General features: G+C 50.2%; 15 protein-coding genes and 1 tRNA gene. All 16 read left to right on the forward strand.

The window, feature by feature from the left end:
- The 16 genes from L3K52_08970 to nusA all read left to right on the forward strand — a co-directional run bounded on the left by L3K52_08970 (position 1) and on the right by nusA (position 16,070).
- The gene (locus tag L3K52_08970; protein ID UOG93836.1) at positions 1–714 is read left to right on the forward strand and encodes an NADH-quinone oxidoreductase subunit C; all 714 of its coding nucleotides are present in this window, start codon (positions 1–3) and stop codon (positions 712–714) included.
- Positions 714–1,967 (forward strand): NADH-quinone oxidoreductase subunit D, encoded by a 1,254-nt coding sequence (locus L3K52_08975; protein UOG93837.1) that lies wholly within the window; start codon positions 714–716, stop codon positions 1,965–1,967. The genes L3K52_08970 and L3K52_08975 overlap by 1 nt, the downstream gene beginning before the upstream one ends.
- Positions 1,967–2,488: an NADH-quinone oxidoreductase subunit NuoE gene (gene nuoE, locus L3K52_08980; GenBank protein ID UOG93838.1), complete on the forward strand. Its 522-nt coding sequence runs from the start codon at positions 1,967–1,969 to the stop codon at positions 2,486–2,488. The genes L3K52_08975 and nuoE overlap by 1 nt, the downstream gene beginning before the upstream one ends.
- Positions 2,489–2,492: 4 nt before the next feature.
- The gene (gene nuoF, locus L3K52_08985; protein UOG93839.1) at positions 2,493–3,773 is read left to right on the forward strand and encodes an NADH-quinone oxidoreductase subunit NuoF; all 1,281 of its coding nucleotides are present in this window, start codon (positions 2,493–2,495) and stop codon (positions 3,771–3,773) included.
- Between the two features lie 3 nt (positions 3,774–3,776).
- A complete protein-coding gene (gene nuoG / locus L3K52_08990; protein ID UOG93840.1) occupies positions 3,777–6,083 on the forward strand; it encodes an NADH-quinone oxidoreductase subunit NuoG in 2,307 nt (768 codons plus the stop codon).
- A 4-nt stretch (positions 6,084–6,087) separates the two neighbouring features.
- Positions 6,088–7,158 carry an NADH-quinone oxidoreductase subunit NuoH gene (nuoH, locus tag L3K52_08995; protein ID UOG93841.1) on the forward strand — a complete coding sequence of 357 codons (1,071 nt, stop codon included), beginning with the start codon at positions 6,088–6,090 and terminating at the stop codon, positions 7,156–7,158.
- 10 nt (positions 7,159–7,168) lie between these two features.
- A complete protein-coding gene (gene nuoI / locus L3K52_09000) occupies positions 7,169–7,660 on the forward strand; it encodes an NADH-quinone oxidoreductase subunit NuoI (protein ID UOG93842.1) in 492 nt (163 codons plus the stop codon).
- Between the two features lie 9 nt (positions 7,661–7,669).
- Positions 7,670–8,269, forward strand: a complete 600-nt coding sequence (locus tag L3K52_09005) for an NADH-quinone oxidoreductase subunit J (protein UOG93843.1) — start codon at positions 7,670–7,672, stop codon at positions 8,267–8,269.
- Entirely contained in the window at positions 8,266–8,571 is a 306-nt protein-coding gene (gene nuoK, locus L3K52_09010; GenBank protein ID UOG93844.1) for an NADH-quinone oxidoreductase subunit NuoK, read from the forward strand. The genes L3K52_09005 and nuoK overlap by 4 nt, the downstream gene beginning before the upstream one ends.
- Positions 8,572–8,574: 3 nt before the next feature.
- Positions 8,575–10,596, forward strand: coding sequence for an NADH-quinone oxidoreductase subunit L (nuoL, locus tag L3K52_09015; protein UOG93845.1), 2,022 nt, complete (start codon positions 8,575–8,577; stop codon positions 10,594–10,596).
- Between the two features lie 27 nt (positions 10,597–10,623).
- Positions 10,624–12,165 carry an NADH-quinone oxidoreductase subunit M gene (locus L3K52_09020; GenBank protein ID UOG93846.1) on the forward strand — a complete coding sequence of 514 codons (1,542 nt, stop codon included), beginning with the start codon at positions 10,624–10,626 and terminating at the stop codon, positions 12,163–12,165.
- A 2-nt stretch (positions 12,166–12,167) separates the two neighbouring features.
- Positions 12,168–13,604, forward strand: coding sequence for an NADH-quinone oxidoreductase subunit NuoN (gene nuoN / locus L3K52_09025; protein UOG93847.1), 1,437 nt, complete (start codon positions 12,168–12,170; stop codon positions 13,602–13,604).
- Entirely contained in the window at positions 13,601–13,891 is a 291-nt protein-coding gene (locus L3K52_09030; protein ID UOG93848.1) for a DUF2818 family protein, read from the forward strand. The genes nuoN and L3K52_09030 overlap by 4 nt, the downstream gene beginning before the upstream one ends.
- A 66-nt stretch (positions 13,892–13,957) precedes the next feature.
- Positions 13,958–14,034: transfer RNA gene (locus L3K52_09035), tRNA-Met, on the forward strand.
- 66 nt (positions 14,035–14,100) lie between these two features.
- The gene (locus L3K52_09040) at positions 14,101–14,577 is read left to right on the forward strand and encodes a ribosome maturation factor RimP (protein UOG93849.1); all 477 of its coding nucleotides are present in this window, start codon (positions 14,101–14,103) and stop codon (positions 14,575–14,577) included.
- Positions 14,574–16,070 (forward strand): transcription termination factor NusA, encoded by a 1,497-nt coding sequence (gene nusA, locus L3K52_09045; protein ID UOG93850.1) that lies wholly within the window; start codon positions 14,574–14,576, stop codon positions 16,068–16,070. Before L3K52_09040 ends, nusA begins: the two co-directional genes overlap by 4 nt.

The raw sequence follows: 16,070 nt of genomic DNA on the forward strand, positions 1-16,070 counted from the left end.
ATGGCTGTATCACTCGAATTTGTTAAGGATTACGTTCAGGAAGGACTCGGCGATAAGCTGTCAGCCAGCGTTCTGGCGCACGGCGAGTTGACCTTGGAAGTAGCCGCTGAACATTGGCTGGAAGTGGCGCGTTTCCTGCGGCACGATTCCATGTTGGATTTTGCGCAACTGACCGACTTGTGTGGGGTTGATTACCTCACGTATGGCGATGCGGAATGGGATGTGACCACTGCCTCGCGCAGCGGCTTTAGCCGTGCGGCACAAGCTACCGAGGCGGATCCGTTTGATTTTGATGCGCACGAAGAGGGTGCTCAGTTCGCCGGTAAACGTTTCGCAGTGGTCATTCACTTGCTATCGCTAAGCCGCAATATGCGTATTCGCGTGCGCACTCGCTGCGATGACAACGATTTTCCGGTAGTGGCATCGTTGGTAGATATTTGGAGTTCGGTGAATTGGTACGAGCGTGAAGCGTTTGATCTGTTTGGGATTATGTTCAGTGGACACCCGGATTTGCGGCGCATCCTCACCGATTACGGTTTTGTCGGACACCCCTTCCGCAAAGATTTCCCGCTCATCGGGCAGGTTGAAATGCGTTACGACGCGGAGCAAAAGCGCGTCATTTACGAACCTGTATCCATTGAAGCGCGGGTGTTGGTGCCGCGCACTATCCGCGCTGACCAGCGTTTTTCCCCAGCCGTGGAGCGTGATGACTAATGCCTGAAATCCGCAATTTTACGCTGAACTTTGGCCCAGCTCACCCCGCCGCGCACGGTGTGTTGCGTCTGGTGTTGGAAATGGACGGTGAAACCATCGTCCGTGCTGACCCGCACATTGGCTTGCTGCACCGTGGTACCGAAAAGCTGGCAGAAAGTAAACCGTATAACCAAAGCATCGGTTACATGGATCGCCTCGATTACGTGTCGATGATGTGCAATGAACACGGTTACGTGCTGGCGATTGAGAAGCTGTTGGGGATTACCCCGCCAGAACGTGCGCTCTATATTCGCACCATGTTCGACGAAATTACTCGTATTCTCAACCACTTGCTGTGGATTGGCGCACACGCGCTGGATGTGGGAGCCATGACCATGTTCTTGTATGCCTTCCGCGAACGTGAAGATTTGATGGATGCGTATGAAGCGGTATCCGGTGCGCGTTTGCACGCTACTTACTACCGTCCGGGCGGTGTTTACCGCGATTTACCGGATTCCATGCCGCAATTTTTATCCAACCGTTTCCGCACTGAAGCCGAAGCTAAGCGTTTAAACGCGAATCGCGGCGGTTCATTGCTGGATTTCCTGGAAGATTTCACCAACCGTTTCCCCGGTTATGTCGACGAGTACGAAACCTTGTTGACCGACAACCGCATTTGGAAACAACGTTTAGTCGGGATTGGTGTCGTGTCACCTGAACGTGCCCTGCAACTGGGTTTCAGTGGGCCGATGTTGCGCGGTTCAGGCGTGGAATGGGATTTGCGTAAGAAGCAACCGTATGCCGCCTACGACAAAATGGATTTTGACATCCCGGTCGGGGTGCAAGGTGATAGCTACGACCGTTATCTGGTGCGTATCGAAGAAATGCGCCAGTCCAATAGCATCATAAAGCAATGCATTGACTGGTTGCGCATTAATCCCGGCGAAGTGATGCTGGAAGACAGCAAAATCGCCCCGCCGAAACGTGCTGAGATGAAGCAGGATATGGAAGCCTTGATTCAGCACTTCAAGCTGATGACCGAAGGCTATTGCTTGCCGGAAGGTGAATCCTATGCCGCAGTGGAACATCCGAAGGGTGAATTTGGCTGCTACATTGTGTCAGATGGTGCGAATAAACCGTACAGGTTGAAAGTACGTGCACCGGGATTTGCGCATTTGTCCGGCTTGGATGAAATGGTGAAAGGCCACATGCTGGCTGACGTGGTGGCGATTATCGGCACCCAAGATATTGTTTTCGGGGAGGTTGACCGTTGATGACTGAACATCCCATTACGATGCTCAAGCGCAAAAGCGACTTGCTCAGCCATCACGAGCGTGACGACATTGATAGCTGGTTAGCCCGCTATCCGGCGGATAAAAAGCAATCGGCACTGCTGGCAGCATTACGCGCGGTGATGCACGAAGACCACTATTTATCCCGCGAAAAAATGGATGCGGTGGCAGATTATTTAGGCTTGCCCGAAATTGCGGTGTACGAAGTTGCCAGCTTTTATTCCATGTATGAACTGGATAAAAAGGCGGCGGCAAAATACAGCATTTCGGTTTGTACCAATGTGTCGTGCATGTTGTGTGGCTCTGACGGTATTTTGGAACACCTTGAAACTAAACTGGGTGTTAAGTTGGGCGAATCCACCCCGGACGGCAAATTTTTTCTCAAAGTTGAAGAAGAATGCCTTGCCGCGTGCAGCAGTGCGCCAATGATGCAAATCAATCACGTCTACCACACCCATCTCACCCCTGAAAAAGTGGATGAGATTTTGGACGGACTGGAGTAAGTATATGGCAAATCAAGTCTGTTTTATTACTACCCAATTCGGTGATCAAGCCAATACGCTGGAAAGTTACCTCAAAGTCGGTGGCTACCAAGCATGGCGTAAGATTTTGGCTGAAAAGACGCCACCGGAAGAAATTATTGAAGAAATCAAAGATTCCGGCTTGCGCGGGCGCGGCGGGGCAGGGTTTCCGACCGGCATGAAGTGGAGCTTCATGCCACGCAATATGCCGGGACAAAAATACATCGTGTGCAATTCGGATGAGTCTGAACCGGGTACGTGCAAAGACCGCGATATTCTGCGTTTCAACCCGCACGCGCTGGTGGAAGGCATGGCGATTGCGGGATACAGCATTGGCGCAACCGTTGGCTACAATTACATGCGCGGCGAATTTATGGATGAGCCGTTCATCCATTTTGAGCAGGCGGTGAAGGAAGCTTACGAACTGGGTTTGCTAGGCAAAAATATTCAAGGCACTGGGGTCGATTTCGACTTGTACGGCACGCTCGGTGCGGGTGCGTATGTTTGTGGCGAAGAAACCGCCTTGCTGGAGTCGCTGGAAGGCAAGAAAGGTCAACCGCGTTTCAAGCCGCCATTTCCGGCCAGTTTCGGTTTATACGGTCGCCCGACGACGATTAATAACACCGAAACGCTGTCTTCCATTCCGGTGATTTTGCGCAATGGTAGCAAGTGGTTTGCCGATTTGGGTGTGAAGAATTCCGGCGGTGAAAAGCTGTTTTCCATGTCCGGGCATTTGAATAATCCGGGCAATTTCGAGATTCCAATGGGAATGCCGTTCCCTGAACTGCTGGCGTTGGCTGGCGGGGTGCGCAGTGGGCGTAAACTCAAAGCAGTGATTCCGGGTGGCTCGTCCGTTCCGGTGTTACCGGGTGAAGTCATGATGGGCTTGACCATGGATTACGACACCATTGCCAAAGCCGGTTCGTACCTTGGTTCGGGCGCGGTCATTGTAATGGACGACACCACCGATATGGTTAAGGTGCTGCAACGCATTTCACGCTTTTACTTCTCCGAATCGTGCGGGCAATGCACGCCGTGTCGTGAAGGCACTGGCTGGTTATACCGTATGTTGACCCGCATTGTGGAAGGCAAGGGCAAGATGGAAGACGTTACGCGGCTCGAAGAAATTTCCCACAATATCGAAGGCCGTTCCATTTGCGCCTTGGGTGAAGCGGCGGCGATGCCGGTGTGGAGTTTCGTCAAGCACTTCCGTGAGGAGTTTGAATACTACGTCAAGCACGGTCGTAGCATGGTGGGACAGGGGTAGCACATGGCAGAAGAATTCGTCACCATCGAAATTAACGATCAGCCGGTTCAGGCACGCAAAGGTGCGATGTTGATTGAAGTGGCTGATAATAATGGCATTTCCATTCCGCGTTTTTGCTACCACAAAAAGCTTTCCATCGCCGCTAACTGCCGCATGTGCTTGGTGGAAATGGAAAAGTCGTGGAAGCCGGTTCCCGCTTGCGCCACGCCCGTGAATGCTGGCATGAAGTTCTGGACACGCTCTGACAAAGCCAAGAATGCGCAGAAAGGCATCATGGAATTCCTGTTGATTAACCATCCGCTGGATTGCCCGATTTGCGACCAAGGTGGTGAATGCGAATTGCAGGATGTCTCAGTCGGTTACGGCAGCAATAAATCGCAATACGCTGAAATCAAGCGCGTGGTGCAAGACAAAGACATTGGTCCGTTGATCGAAACCGAAATGACCCGCTGTATCCAATGCACCCGCTGCGTGCGTTTCGGTGATGAAATTGCTGGGATGCGTGAAATGGGCGGCGTAGGGCGCGGTGATCGGCTCGAAATCGGCACGTACATCGAGAAATCGCTTAAATCCGAACTCTCCGGCAATGTGATTGATCTGTGTCCAGTGGGCGCATTGACCGCGAAACCGTCACGCTACAAAGCACGGGCGTGGGAAATGATGGCGCATGATGCTATTGCCCCGCACGATTCGGTTGGCTCACACCTTCAGGTGCACACCTTCCGCAAGGAAGTGGTGCGGGCAGTGCCGCGTGAAAATGACGCGATAAACGAATGCTGGATTTCTGACCGTGACCGTTTTAGCTATCAAGGCATTGCCAGTGCTGACCGTATTATCAAGCCGCTGCTCAAGCGCGACGGGCACTGGCATGAAGTGAGCTGGCAACAAGCCTTGGATGCGACCGCAGAAATTTTGCGAGCGGCTGATCCGGCACAGACGGGGGCATTGGCAAGTGCGACCGCTACCGTAGAAGAGTTGTATTTGTTTCAGCGACTGATGCGCGGTTTGAATATTCGCAACATTGACCACCGCGTGCGCCAGACCGATTTCAGCGACCAAAGTGCTGCACCGCTTTGCCCGTCATTGGGTATGCCCATTGTGCAGTTGGAACAGCAAAACGCGGTATTCCTGATCGGTTCTAATGTGCGCCAAGAGCAGCCCTTACTGAATCACCGTATTCGCAAAGCAGCACTCAAAGGCGCGGCGGTGATGGCGTTGAATCCGCGTGCATTCGCTTTCAACTATGACGTAGCGCAACAAGCCGTTGCTCCGGCAGAGATGCTGCAAGCCTTACAAGCGATTGCGAATGACCCTGATAATGCGGTGATGGCAACGCTTAAAAATGCGGAACACGCGACGGTATTGCTGGGCAATGTCGCCGTTCAGCATCCCGATTTTGCGGCATTACGCGGTTTGGCTTTTACGATTGCTGAACAAACGGGCGCAACCTTTGGCTATTTGGCGGAAAGTGCTAATAGCGTAGGTGCGTGGGTGGCAGGTGTGGTGCCGCACCGTTTATCGGCGGGACGCGAACTCAAACAAGCGGGTGTGCCGGTTGGCGAGTTCCTCAGTGAAAATACCCGCACATTTGTCTTGCTGAATACCGAGTTAGCAGATTTTGCAAATCCGCAACAAGCAATGAAGGCATTGAGTGCAGCGGAAAATGTGGTTGTGATTGCGCCGTTTGCGGATGAGACGACGCGCAAATACGCGACCGTGTTATTGCCCGGTTCGACGTTTGCGGAAACTTCCGGTACGTTTATTAATGCAGCGGGACAGTGGCAAAGCTTTAAGGGCGCCACTGTACCACCGGGTGAGGCGCGGCCTACTTGGAAAGTTTTGCGCGTGTTGGGCAATGCGGCGGGTGTGCCTGAATTTGATTGGATGGCAACGGAAGAAATCGTGGCTGAATTGCACCTTGAACTCGACGGCGTAGTGGCTTGCAACAATCATTATGCTGGCACTGTGGGTAGAGACACAAAGTCTTGTGTCTCTAAGGCGGCAGAAGGGACGTTCCAGCGTATTGGTGACGTGGAAATGTACCGTGTTGACCCGCTAGTGCGCCGTGCACAAGCCTTGCAAGCAATGATTCCTCCGGCGGCGGTGCAGTTGAATCCGCAAGATGCAGCAAATAGGGGTGTGGTGGCTGGCGATACGCTGAAGGTGTCACAAGGTGCGGTGACAATCACTTTGCCAGCACAATTGGATGCCGGTATCCCGGTGGGTTGCGCCGGTTTGCAGTCAGGCATTGACATATCTAACGTGTTGGGCGCGGCTTTCGGCACGCTTCAGATAGTAAAGGCAGGTTAGGGGAATGATGGAAATACTCGCGAATTTCTTCGGCGCATTCCTCCCTGAGTGGATGGTAACGCTGCTGCTCATTTTGATAAAAGTGGTGGCGATTGTGCTGCCGCTGATTTTGTTAGTTGCTTACGCCACTTATGCTGAACGTAAGATCATTGGTTACATGCAATCGCGGGTAGGCCCCAACCGAGTTGGGTTCAAAGGCTTGTTGCAACCGTTTGCCGACATGTTCAAACTGATTTTTAAGGAAATTATCGTTCCGGCAAAATCCAACCGCTTTTTGTTTTTGATTGCACCATTGTTGGCAATGGGGCCGGCGTTTGCGGCGTGGGCGGTGATTCCGTTCAGCGATGGCATGGTGTTGGCGGATGTGAATGCGGGGCTGTTGTTTTTGCTGGCATTGACTTCCTTGGGAATTTACGGGGTCATTATTGCGGGTTGGGCATCGAATTCCAAATACGCCCAACTGAGTGCGATGCGTCTTGGGGCGCAAATGGTGTCGTATGAAATTGCAATGGGGTTTGCGCTGGTTGGGGTGTTGATGGCATCCGGCAGCTTGAACCTCGGCGACATTGTGCGGGCGCAATCCGGCAGCGTGTTTAGCTGGTTCGTATGGCCGTTGTTTGGCTTGTTCGTGGTGTATTTTATTTCGGGTGTGGCAGAAACCAATCGTGCGCCGTTTGACGTGGCGGAAGGTGAATCGGAAATCGTGGCGGGTTTCCACGTGGAATATTCCGGCATGGCGTTTTCGATTTTCTTTCTCGCGGAATATGCGAACATGTGGTTGATTGCTGCATTGACCTCTTTGCTGTTTTTGGGCGGGTGGTTGTCGCCGTTTCAAGGGCTGACGTTTTTGACCGATACACCCGTGATTGGGTTATTGTTTGGTAATGGCATTCATTGGTTATTGTTGAAAGCGTCGTTCTTTATGCTGCTGTTCTTTTGGTTTCGCGCCACGTTCCCGCGTTACCGTTATGACCAAATCATGCGCTTGGGTTGGAAAATCCTGATCCCTGTGACCTTGGTGTGGATTTTTGCGGAAGGGCTGGCGATTGCGCTGGGCTGGCAACCGTGGCTGTAAGGAGACTGACATGAGTTTCAATTGGAAACATTATTTCAAGACGTTCAGCCTGAAAGAATTGATGCAGGGCATGGGCGTAACGGGGAAGTATTTCTTCGAGCGTAAGGTCACTATCCAGTACCCGGAAGAAAAAACGCCGATTTCCAACCGTTTTCGCGGGCATCATGCCTTGCGGCGTTACCCGAATGGTGAGGAACGTTGCATTGCCTGCAAATTGTGCGAAGCGGTTTGCCCCGCACTGGCAATCACGATTGATTTGGAAGAGCGCCCGGATGGTACCCGCCGTACCACGCGCTATGACATTGATATGTTTAAGTGCATTTACTGCGGTTTCTGTGAGGAAGCCTGCCCGGTGGATGCGATTGTGGAAACCAATATTTTCGAGTATCACTTTGAAAATCGTGGTGAAAATATTCAAACCAAAGACAAACTATTGGCAGTCGGTGACAAGCACGAAGCTGAGATTGCCAAGATGAAAGCCGCTGATGCGCCGTACCGTTAAGGGGATGACATGACATTTGAGCAGATTATCTTTTACCTGTTTTCCGCCGTATTGGTGGCAGCGGCAGTGGGGATGGTAACGGTACGTAGCCCGGTGTACGCGGCGTTATGCCTGATTTTGAGTTTTTTCACCAGTGCTGCGCTGTGGCTGTTGCTGGAGGCGGAATTTCTCGGCTTGGTACTGGTGTTAGTGTACGTCGGGGCGGTGATGGTGTTGTTCTTGTTTGTGATTATGATGCTGGATTTGAACCTTGATCCGTTGAAAGAAGGGTTTGCGAAATACGCGCCGGTTGGCTTCGGGGTCGCTGCGGTGATTGCGGTAGAAATGATGATGGTGCTGCAAAGTGCGCCGTTTCAGATTGCGACGCCGCTGAACCCAGCGCCGACGAATAATACAGAAGCACTGGGTTTGATTTTGTATACGGATTATGTGTATCCGTTTGAAATTGCGGCAGTCATCTTGGTGGTGGCAATTATTGCTGCAATTACTTTGACCCTGCGACGTCGCCCGGATTCACGTAAACAAGACATTGGTCAGCAGGTGCAGGTGAAGCGGGAAGACCGTGTGCGTCTGGTGAAGATGAAATCTGAAACCAAGGAGCAAGCATGATCCCTTTGTCGCATTTCCTGATTGTGGCAGCCTTACTGTTTGCTATTAGTATCGCGGGTATGGTCATTAATCGTAAAAATGTACTGATTTTGTTGATGTGCATTGAGATGATGTTGTTGGCGGTGAACCTGAATTTTGTGGCATTTTCGCATTATTTGGGGGATATGGCCGGGCAAGTATTCGTGTTTTTTATTCTCACGGTGGCGGCAGCGGAAGCAGCGATTGGCTTGGCGATTTTGGTGGTTTTGTTCCGTAACCGGCGCACGATCAATGTGGAACAACTCGATGCGATGAAGGGGTAAGCGATGGAAGCGATTTATCTGGCTATTCCGCTTGCACCGTTGTTTGGGGCAATTGCTGCGGGTTTGTTTGGGAAAACGATTGGACGCGCGGGAGCGCACTTGGTCACAATTTTAGGTGTGGCCATTGCATTTTTGCTGTCGGTTTATGTTGCCTATGATGTCATGGGCAATGGTAATGCGTATAACGGTACGGTTTATACTTGGGCTGAAATTGACAAGCTTCATTTTGAAGTGGGGTTCATGCTGGATAACCTCAGTACCATGATGATGTTGGTGGTAACGTTTGTATCGCTGATGGTGCATATTTATACCATTGGCTACATGCATGAAGATCCGGGCTACCAGCGTTTCTTTAGCTATATTTCGTTATTTACTTTCGCCATGTTGATGTTGGTGATGAGTAATAATTTTTTGCAATTGTTTTTTGGCTGGGAAGCCGTAGGTTTGGTGTCGTACTTGCTGATTGGTTTCTGGTACAAAAAAGAGACTGCAATCTACGCCAATATGAAAGCATTCTTGGTTAATAGAGTGGGGGACTTTGGTTTCTTGCTGGGCATTGCGGTGGTGTTGATGTATTGCGGCACCTTGGATTATGTGGAAACGTTTGCGCGTTTGCCCGGTTTGGCTGGTGCGGACATTGAGATTATCGAGGGTTCTAAATGGAGTGTGCTGACCCTAATAGCCATTCTGTTATTCATCGGTGCGATGGGTAAATCGGCGCAAGTGCCCTTGCATGTGTGGTTACCGGACTCTATGGAAGGACCGACGCCAATTTCAGCTTTGATTCACGCGGCAACAATGGTTACTGCGGGTATTTTTATGGTGGCACGCATGTCGCCGATTTTTGAAATGTCTGATACCGCGTTGAATATGATTTTAATCGTTGGTGCAACCACCGCCTTTTTTATGGGGCTGATTGGGATTGTGCAGAATGATATTAAGCGGGTGGTGGCGTATTCTACGTTGTCGCAGCTTGGTTATATGACGGTCGCACTGGGCGCTTCGGCGTATTCCGCTGGGGTGTTTCATTTAATGACTCATGCTTTCTTTAAAGCATTGCTCTTCTTGGCGGCGGGTTCGGTAATTATAGCGATGCACCATGAGCAGGACATTCGCAAAATGGGTGGGCTGAAAAAATACATGCCCATTACGTATTGGACTGCTTTAATTGGTTCGTTGGCGTTGATTGGTTTCCCCGGTTTTTCTGGCTTCTTCTCCAAAGACTTAATTATTGAAGCAGTGCATGAGTCGCATTTGTGGGCGGCTGGTTATGCTTATACATTGGTATTGTTGGGTGTATTTGTCACAGCGTTTTACAGTTTCCGTATGTTCTTTTTGGTGTTCCATGGTAAAGAGCGTTTCGATACACATGGGCACGGTCATGACGATCATGGGCAGCATGGACACGGTGGCAAACCGCATGAGTCGCCCTGGGTGGTGACGGTTCCTTTGATTGCGTTGGCGATTCCGTCGGTATTTGCCGGGTATTTGCTGGATCCGATGGTGGTTGGAGAGTTTTTTAAAGATGCAATTTTTGTTAATGATCCTGCGCACAATTTTGACCCCGGTTTTAAAGGTTTGCTATCAGCACATCTGTCGATTGAACACCTGAGTGCCGGGTATCATGGCGTGATCGGTTTTATTCTGCACGGTTTGATGGCAGCACCTTTCTGGCTGGCAATGGCGGGTTTGGGCATGGCATGGTTTATTTATTTAAAAGATGATTCATTAGCACGTTGGGCTTATGACAAATTCCGCTGGCTACACACTTTGCTAGACCATAAGTATTACTTGGATGATTTTAACCAGAACGTATTTGCGAAAGGCTCAGTCAATTTAGGCAATGGACTGTGGTCTGTTGGTGAGCGCGTGATGATTGATGGTTTCGTGGTGAATGGTGCTGCAAAAGCTGTGGGATGGTTTTCAGGTGTGACGCGTCAACTTCAGACCGGGTACTTGTATCATTACGCTTTTTCGATGATCGCTGGCATCTTGTTGATGCTTACTTGGTTTTTATTTTCTTGAACCCGTTGGCTTTAACTGGAATTGCACATGCTTGATTTGCCAATACTGAGTTTGTTGATCTGGTTGCCGATTATCGGTGGCTTGGGTGTGTTGATTGTGGGCGATCGTTCTGGCGCTAAACAGTTTGCACTGGGGATTGCGTTACTGACGTTTGTGATCAGTTTGCCGTTGTACGCATACTTTATACCCAATACTGCCGAGATGCAGTTTGTGGAACTTATTCCTTGGGTTGAGGCGTTTAAGATTAATTACCATCTGGGGGTGGATGGCATTTCCATGCCATTGATTCTGCTGAACACCTTTATTACGGTGATGGTGGTGATTGCGGGTTGGGAAGTGATTACGTATCGGATTTCCCAATACATGGCGGCTTTTTTGATCATGGCGGGGATTGTCAACGGGGTATTCGCGGCGCTGGATGCCATGTTGTTTTATATTCTGTTTGAAGCGATGTTGATTCCGCTGTTTTTGATCATTGGGATTTGGGGTGGTGCACGCCGGGTGTATGCCACGATCAAGTTTTTCCTGTATACCTTTTTCGGTTCGGTGTTTTTGCTGATCAGTTTGATTTACATGTATCAATTGGGTGGCAGTTTCGCGGTGGCAGATTTGCATACACTGCGGATTGAGATTGTGCCGCAAACGTTAATTTTCTTGTCATTTTTGTTGGCTTTCGGGGTAAAAGTACCCATGTGGCCGGTGCATACTTGGTTGCCGGATGCGCACGTTGAAGCACCTACGGGTGGTTCGGTGATTTTGGCGGCGATTACATTGAAAGTCGGGGGTTATGCCTTCCTGCGGTTTGCTTTGCCGATTGTGCCGGATGCCGCTGCGCAATTGGATTGGTTGGTGATTTTCATGTCACTGACAGCGGTGGTGTACATTGGCTTTGTGGCGTTGGTGCAGCAGGATATGAAAAAGCTGGTGGCTTATTCCTCTATCGCGCACATGGGTTTTGTGACCTTGGGCTTTTTTGTGATTTATGGCATTACCGAGAGTACGCAGAATATTGAGGGTGCGATGAGCAGTGCAGTTTTGGCTATCCAAGGCGGCATGGTGCAAATGGTGTCGCACGGCTTTATTTCTGGCGCAATGTTCTTGTGTATCGGGGTGTTGTATGACCGGATGCATACCCGTGACATTAATGCTTACGGTGGGGTTGCCAATCAAATGCCGACGTTTGCGGCGTTGTATGTGCTGTTTGCGATGGCAAATACGGGCTTGCCGGGCACGTCGGGATTCGTGGGTGAATTCATGGTGATTTTGGCAAGTTTCCGCGCGAATCCGTGGATTGCGTTTGCGGCGGCAACGACATTGATTGTGGGCGCTGCGTACACGCTATGGCTGGTGAAACGGGTGCTGTTTGGTGAAGTGAAAAATGCGGAGGTCGCTGCTTTGCAGGATATTGGGCAGCGGGAGTTTTGGATGTTGGCAGTATTGGCGGGTGCGGTATTGTTACTGGGCTTGTGGCCTCAACCTTTGACGGATGTGATGGAAGTGTCAATCGAAAATCTGTTGTCTCAGGCGTTGCAGAGCAAGTTGTGTTCTGGGCTTGCGGGGGGGTGCTAGTCATGAATATTACCATTGCACTGCCGGAAATTTTTCTACTGAGTACGATCTGCCTGATTTTGTTGTTGGATGTGTTCCTGCGCGAAAATTGCCGCATGGTGACCTACTTATTGACCCAAGTGGCTTTGTTGGCGACTGCATTATTGGCTTATGGCGCAATGGATGGTGAAAAGGTCATTGGCTTGAATGGCATGTACGTGCGCGATGATTTGGCGGGTGTCCTGAAAATCAGTATTTTATTGCTAACGTTTTCGGTGTTTGTGTATGCCCGCAAGTATTTGAAAGACCGAAACATTTGGGTCAGTGAGTTTTTCTTGCTGGCGCTGTTTGCGGTACTGGGTATGTTGGTGATGGTCTCTGCCAATCATCTGCTGGTTATCTACTTGGGGTTGGAATTGCTGGCGTTGTCGATGTACGCACTGGTGGCATTTAATCGTGACGATGGGCGTTCTTCCGAAGCGGCGATGAAGTATTTTGTGCTCGGCGCGATTGCGTCAGGTTTGTTGCTGTATGGAATTTCGATTCTGTACGGTTTGAGCGGCAAGCTGGAGTTCACTGAAGTCTTGGTTTATATCAATGCGCAAAGTGTGCTGGAAAATATTCCGCTGTTGTTTGCTTTGGTCTTTATCGTGGCGGGCATTGCGTTTAAGTTTGGTGCAGTGCCTTTCCACATGTGGGTTCCCGATGTGTATCAGGGCGCTCCAACGGCGGTAACGATGTTTCTGGGGAGTGTGCCGAAATTGGCAGCGCTGGCGATGTTGTTGCGGGTATTGGCGGAATCAATGGGAGCGGCTCAACCCGGTTGGGCGCAATTGCTGCTGGTGTTTGGGCTGTTGTCGGTCTTCCTCGGTAATCTGATTGCGATTGCGCAATTCAATCTGAAGCGAATGCTGGCTTATTCGACGATTGCGCACATGGGTTTTATTCTGTTGGGTGCACTGACGGGTACAACGGAAGGTTACAGCGCAGCGCTGTTTTACACGATTACTTACGCGATGATGGCGGCGGGTGGTTTTGCGATCTTGATTTTGTTGGGGCGCGAAGGTTTTGAGGCAGAAACGTTGGATGATTTGAAAGGTTTGAACGAGCGTAACCCTTGGTATGCCTTTATTATGATGGTTTTCTTGTTTTCGATGGCAGGTATTCCGCCAACCGTGGGCTTTTACGCAAAATTGTCGATTATTCAGGCGGTTATGCAGGCGGGGTATTTGTGGCCTGCGGTATTCATGGTGGTGATGTCGGTGATTGGGGCGTATTATTACTTGCGTGCCATCAAAATGATGTACTTTGATAAGCCGGAACAAACCGCGCCGATTCAGGCTGAACTTGATTTTAGTGTGCTGATCAGTGTAAATGGCGTGCTCATGGTGTTGTTGGGGTTGTTCCCTAGCGCTTTAATGGGTATTTGTTCAGCAGCAATGGTCGCTAGTCGTTTATGAGTTTATTGGTGTTACAGTGGGGCTTTCTTGGCCTCGCCTTGGTGTTGGCTAATTTGCCTTGGTTAAGCCAACGTTGTTTTCTTATTTTGCAATGTGAACACAAATCAGCATGGTTACGTTTGCTGGAATGGTTTGTGCTGTACTTCATCGTGGGTGGCTTGGCCTTGTTGCTGGAGCAGCGGGCGATGGGAACCATACACCCTCAGGACTGGGAATTTTACGCCGTTACCTTGGCGTTGTTCTTGGTATTCGCATTTCCGGGGTTTATTTACCGTCATGTGCGTTAATTTCACGTTTTGTTTCGATTAAGGCTTGCAAGGGGAAACCCTTTGCTTTATAGTTCGCTCCTCTGATGCGGGGTGGAGCAGTCTGGCAGCTCGTCGGGCTCATAACCCGAAGGTCGCAGGTTCAAATCCTGCCCCCGCTACCAATTATAAGAAGGCCCCTATCAGGGCCTTTTTTATTATGTGCTACCCAAGAAGGTACCCAAGACGTAATGCAAGAAAGACTAGACACACTGATTCATACCACTGTCACCGGCCTCGGTTATGATTTATGGGGTTATGAGTACCGTCCACAAACGGAAAGTGCGTTGCTACGTATCTTCATCGACGCTGAACAAGGCATTACGGTAGAAGATTGCGGGCGTGTCAGCAACCAGTTGAGTGCCTCACTGGATGTGGAAGACTTGATTCCCGTTGCTTATATTCTTGAAGTGTCTTCGCCCGGAATTGATCGGGTGTTATTCATCCCCGCACACTATGCTCTGTATGTCGGTCAGCAAATCAAAGTGCGCACTCGCCTGCCGGTGGAGAAACGCCGCAACTTCGTTGGGAAGTTGCAGGACGCGAACGACACCCATATTTTCATGGAAGTGGACAGCACAGTCTTTGAGATTCCTTACGAGATTATTGATCGTGGGCGAGTTGTTTTGGATATTCGACCTCAGCGCAAGGGCGGTAAACACGCATGAATAAAGAAATTCTCTACGTTGTTGATGCAGTCTCCAATGAAAAAAATGTTAGCAAGGAATTAATTTTCCAAGCAGTAGAAACGGCATTGGCAATGGCTACCCGTAAACGTTACGGCATGGGCATTGATGCGCGGGTATCGGTTAATCGCCAAACGGGTGATTATGAAACCTATCGCCGCTGGAAAGTCGTGGACGATGAAGATCCCGATTTTGAAAGTCCAGAGCGCCAAATTTTAGAAAGCTATGCCAAAGATCGCGGCTTCAGTATTGCTATTGGCGATTACCTTGAAGAAGCAATTCCTTCAGTAGAGTTTGGGCGTATCGCGGCGCAAACCGCCAAACAAGTTATCGTTGCCAAGGTGCGTGAAGCCGAGCGTGAGAAAGTCGTTTCCGCTTACCGCGATAAAGTCGGGCATTTGGTTATGGGTGTGGTTAAGCGTGCTGATCGCAAAGGCATTGTGCTGGACATGGGCGAAAATGCAGAAGCATTCATTCCCCGTGAAGAAACCATTCCCGGCGAAATGTTACACGTTGGGGCACGGGTCAGAGGTTATCTGAAAGAAATTCATCAAGACATGCGCGGTCCGCAGATTATTGTCAGCCGCTCGGATGTGAATTTCCTGATTGAGCTAATGAAACTCGAAGTTCCCGAAGTCAGTCAGGAAATGATTGATATAATGGGTGCCGCTCGTGATGCAGGCTCACGCGCTAAAGTTGCGGTGCGGGCTAATTTGCCGAACATTGACCCGATCGGCGCTTGCGTGGGGATGCGTGGTTCACGTATTCAAACCGTTACCAACGAACTCGGTGGCAAAGAGCGTGTCGACATTGTGTTGTGGAACGAAGACATTGCGACGTATGTGATGAACGCGATGGCTCCGGCTGAAGTGCTTTCCATCGTGGTCGATGAAGAAAGCAAAAGCATGGACATTGGTGTCGATGGCGAAAAGCTATCACAAGCCATCGGTCGTGGTGGGCAAAATGTACGCCTTGCCAGCGAGCTGACCGGCTGGACATTGAATGTCATGAGTGTGGAAGAAGCCGAAGCCAAGACTCAGGCCGAGCAACAATCCATCATTAACCTGTTCATGGAAAAACTGGACGTTGATGAGGAAGTGGCGGTGATTTTGGTGGAAGAAGGCTTCTCAACACTCGAAGAAGTCGCTTACGTGCCGCTTGAAGAGTTCTTAGCGATTGAAAGCTTTGACGAAACGATTGTTAATGAATTGCGTGACCGCGCTCAAACCGCGCTGCTGTCGCAAGCCATTTCTCAGGATAGCCACTTGCCAGCGGCAGATCTCCTGCACATGGAAGGCATGGATGATACCTTAGCCTTCAAGTTGGCAACCCAAGGCATTTGCACGATGGAAGATTTGGCAGAACAATCCGTGGATGAACTCACGGAATTGGCTGACATTAATGAAGCCCGTGCCGCCAGTTTGATTATGAAAGCTCGTGAACCGTGGTTCGCGGACGATAAAGCAGAAGCTTAA

It is taken from the genome of Candidatus Thiothrix sulfatifontis (assembly GCA_022828425.1).
Lineage (GTDB): Bacteria > Pseudomonadota > Gammaproteobacteria > Thiotrichales > Thiotrichaceae > Thiothrix > Thiothrix sulfatifontis.

Excerpts from the sequence above, each read along its gene's own strand:
- L3K52_08970 (UOG93836.1), top strand. The coding sequence starts at position 1 with ATGGCTGTATCACTCGAATTTGTTAAGGATTACGTTCAGGAAGGACTC.
- L3K52_08975 (UOG93837.1), top strand. The coding sequence starts at position 714 with ATGCCTGAAATCCGCAATTTTACGCTGAACTTTGGCCCAGCTCACCCC.
- nuoE (UOG93838.1), top strand. The coding sequence starts at position 1,967 with ATGACTGAACATCCCATTACGATGCTCAAGCGCAAAAGCGACTTGCTC.
- nuoF (UOG93839.1), top strand. The coding sequence starts at position 2,493 with ATGGCAAATCAAGTCTGTTTTATTACTACCCAATTCGGTGATCAAGCC.
- nuoG (UOG93840.1), top strand. The coding sequence starts at position 3,777 with ATGGCAGAAGAATTCGTCACCATCGAAATTAACGATCAGCCGGTTCAG.
- nuoH (UOG93841.1), top strand. The coding sequence starts at position 6,088 with ATGATGGAAATACTCGCGAATTTCTTCGGCGCATTCCTCCCTGAGTGG.
- nuoI (UOG93842.1), top strand. The coding sequence starts at position 7,169 with ATGAGTTTCAATTGGAAACATTATTTCAAGACGTTCAGCCTGAAAGAA.
- L3K52_09005 (UOG93843.1), top strand. The coding sequence starts at position 7,670 with ATGACATTTGAGCAGATTATCTTTTACCTGTTTTCCGCCGTATTGGTG.
- nuoK (UOG93844.1), top strand. The coding sequence starts at position 8,266 with ATGATCCCTTTGTCGCATTTCCTGATTGTGGCAGCCTTACTGTTTGCT.
- nuoL (UOG93845.1), top strand. The coding sequence starts at position 8,575 with ATGGAAGCGATTTATCTGGCTATTCCGCTTGCACCGTTGTTTGGGGCA.
- L3K52_09020 (UOG93846.1), top strand. The coding sequence starts at position 10,624 with ATGCTTGATTTGCCAATACTGAGTTTGTTGATCTGGTTGCCGATTATC.
- nuoN (UOG93847.1), top strand. The coding sequence starts at position 12,168 with ATGAATATTACCATTGCACTGCCGGAAATTTTTCTACTGAGTACGATC.
- L3K52_09030 (UOG93848.1), top strand. The coding sequence starts at position 13,601 with ATGAGTTTATTGGTGTTACAGTGGGGCTTTCTTGGCCTCGCCTTGGTG.
- L3K52_09040 (UOG93849.1), top strand. The coding sequence starts at position 14,101 with ATGCAAGAAAGACTAGACACACTGATTCATACCACTGTCACCGGCCTC.
- nusA (UOG93850.1), top strand. The coding sequence starts at position 14,574 with ATGAATAAAGAAATTCTCTACGTTGTTGATGCAGTCTCCAATGAAAAA.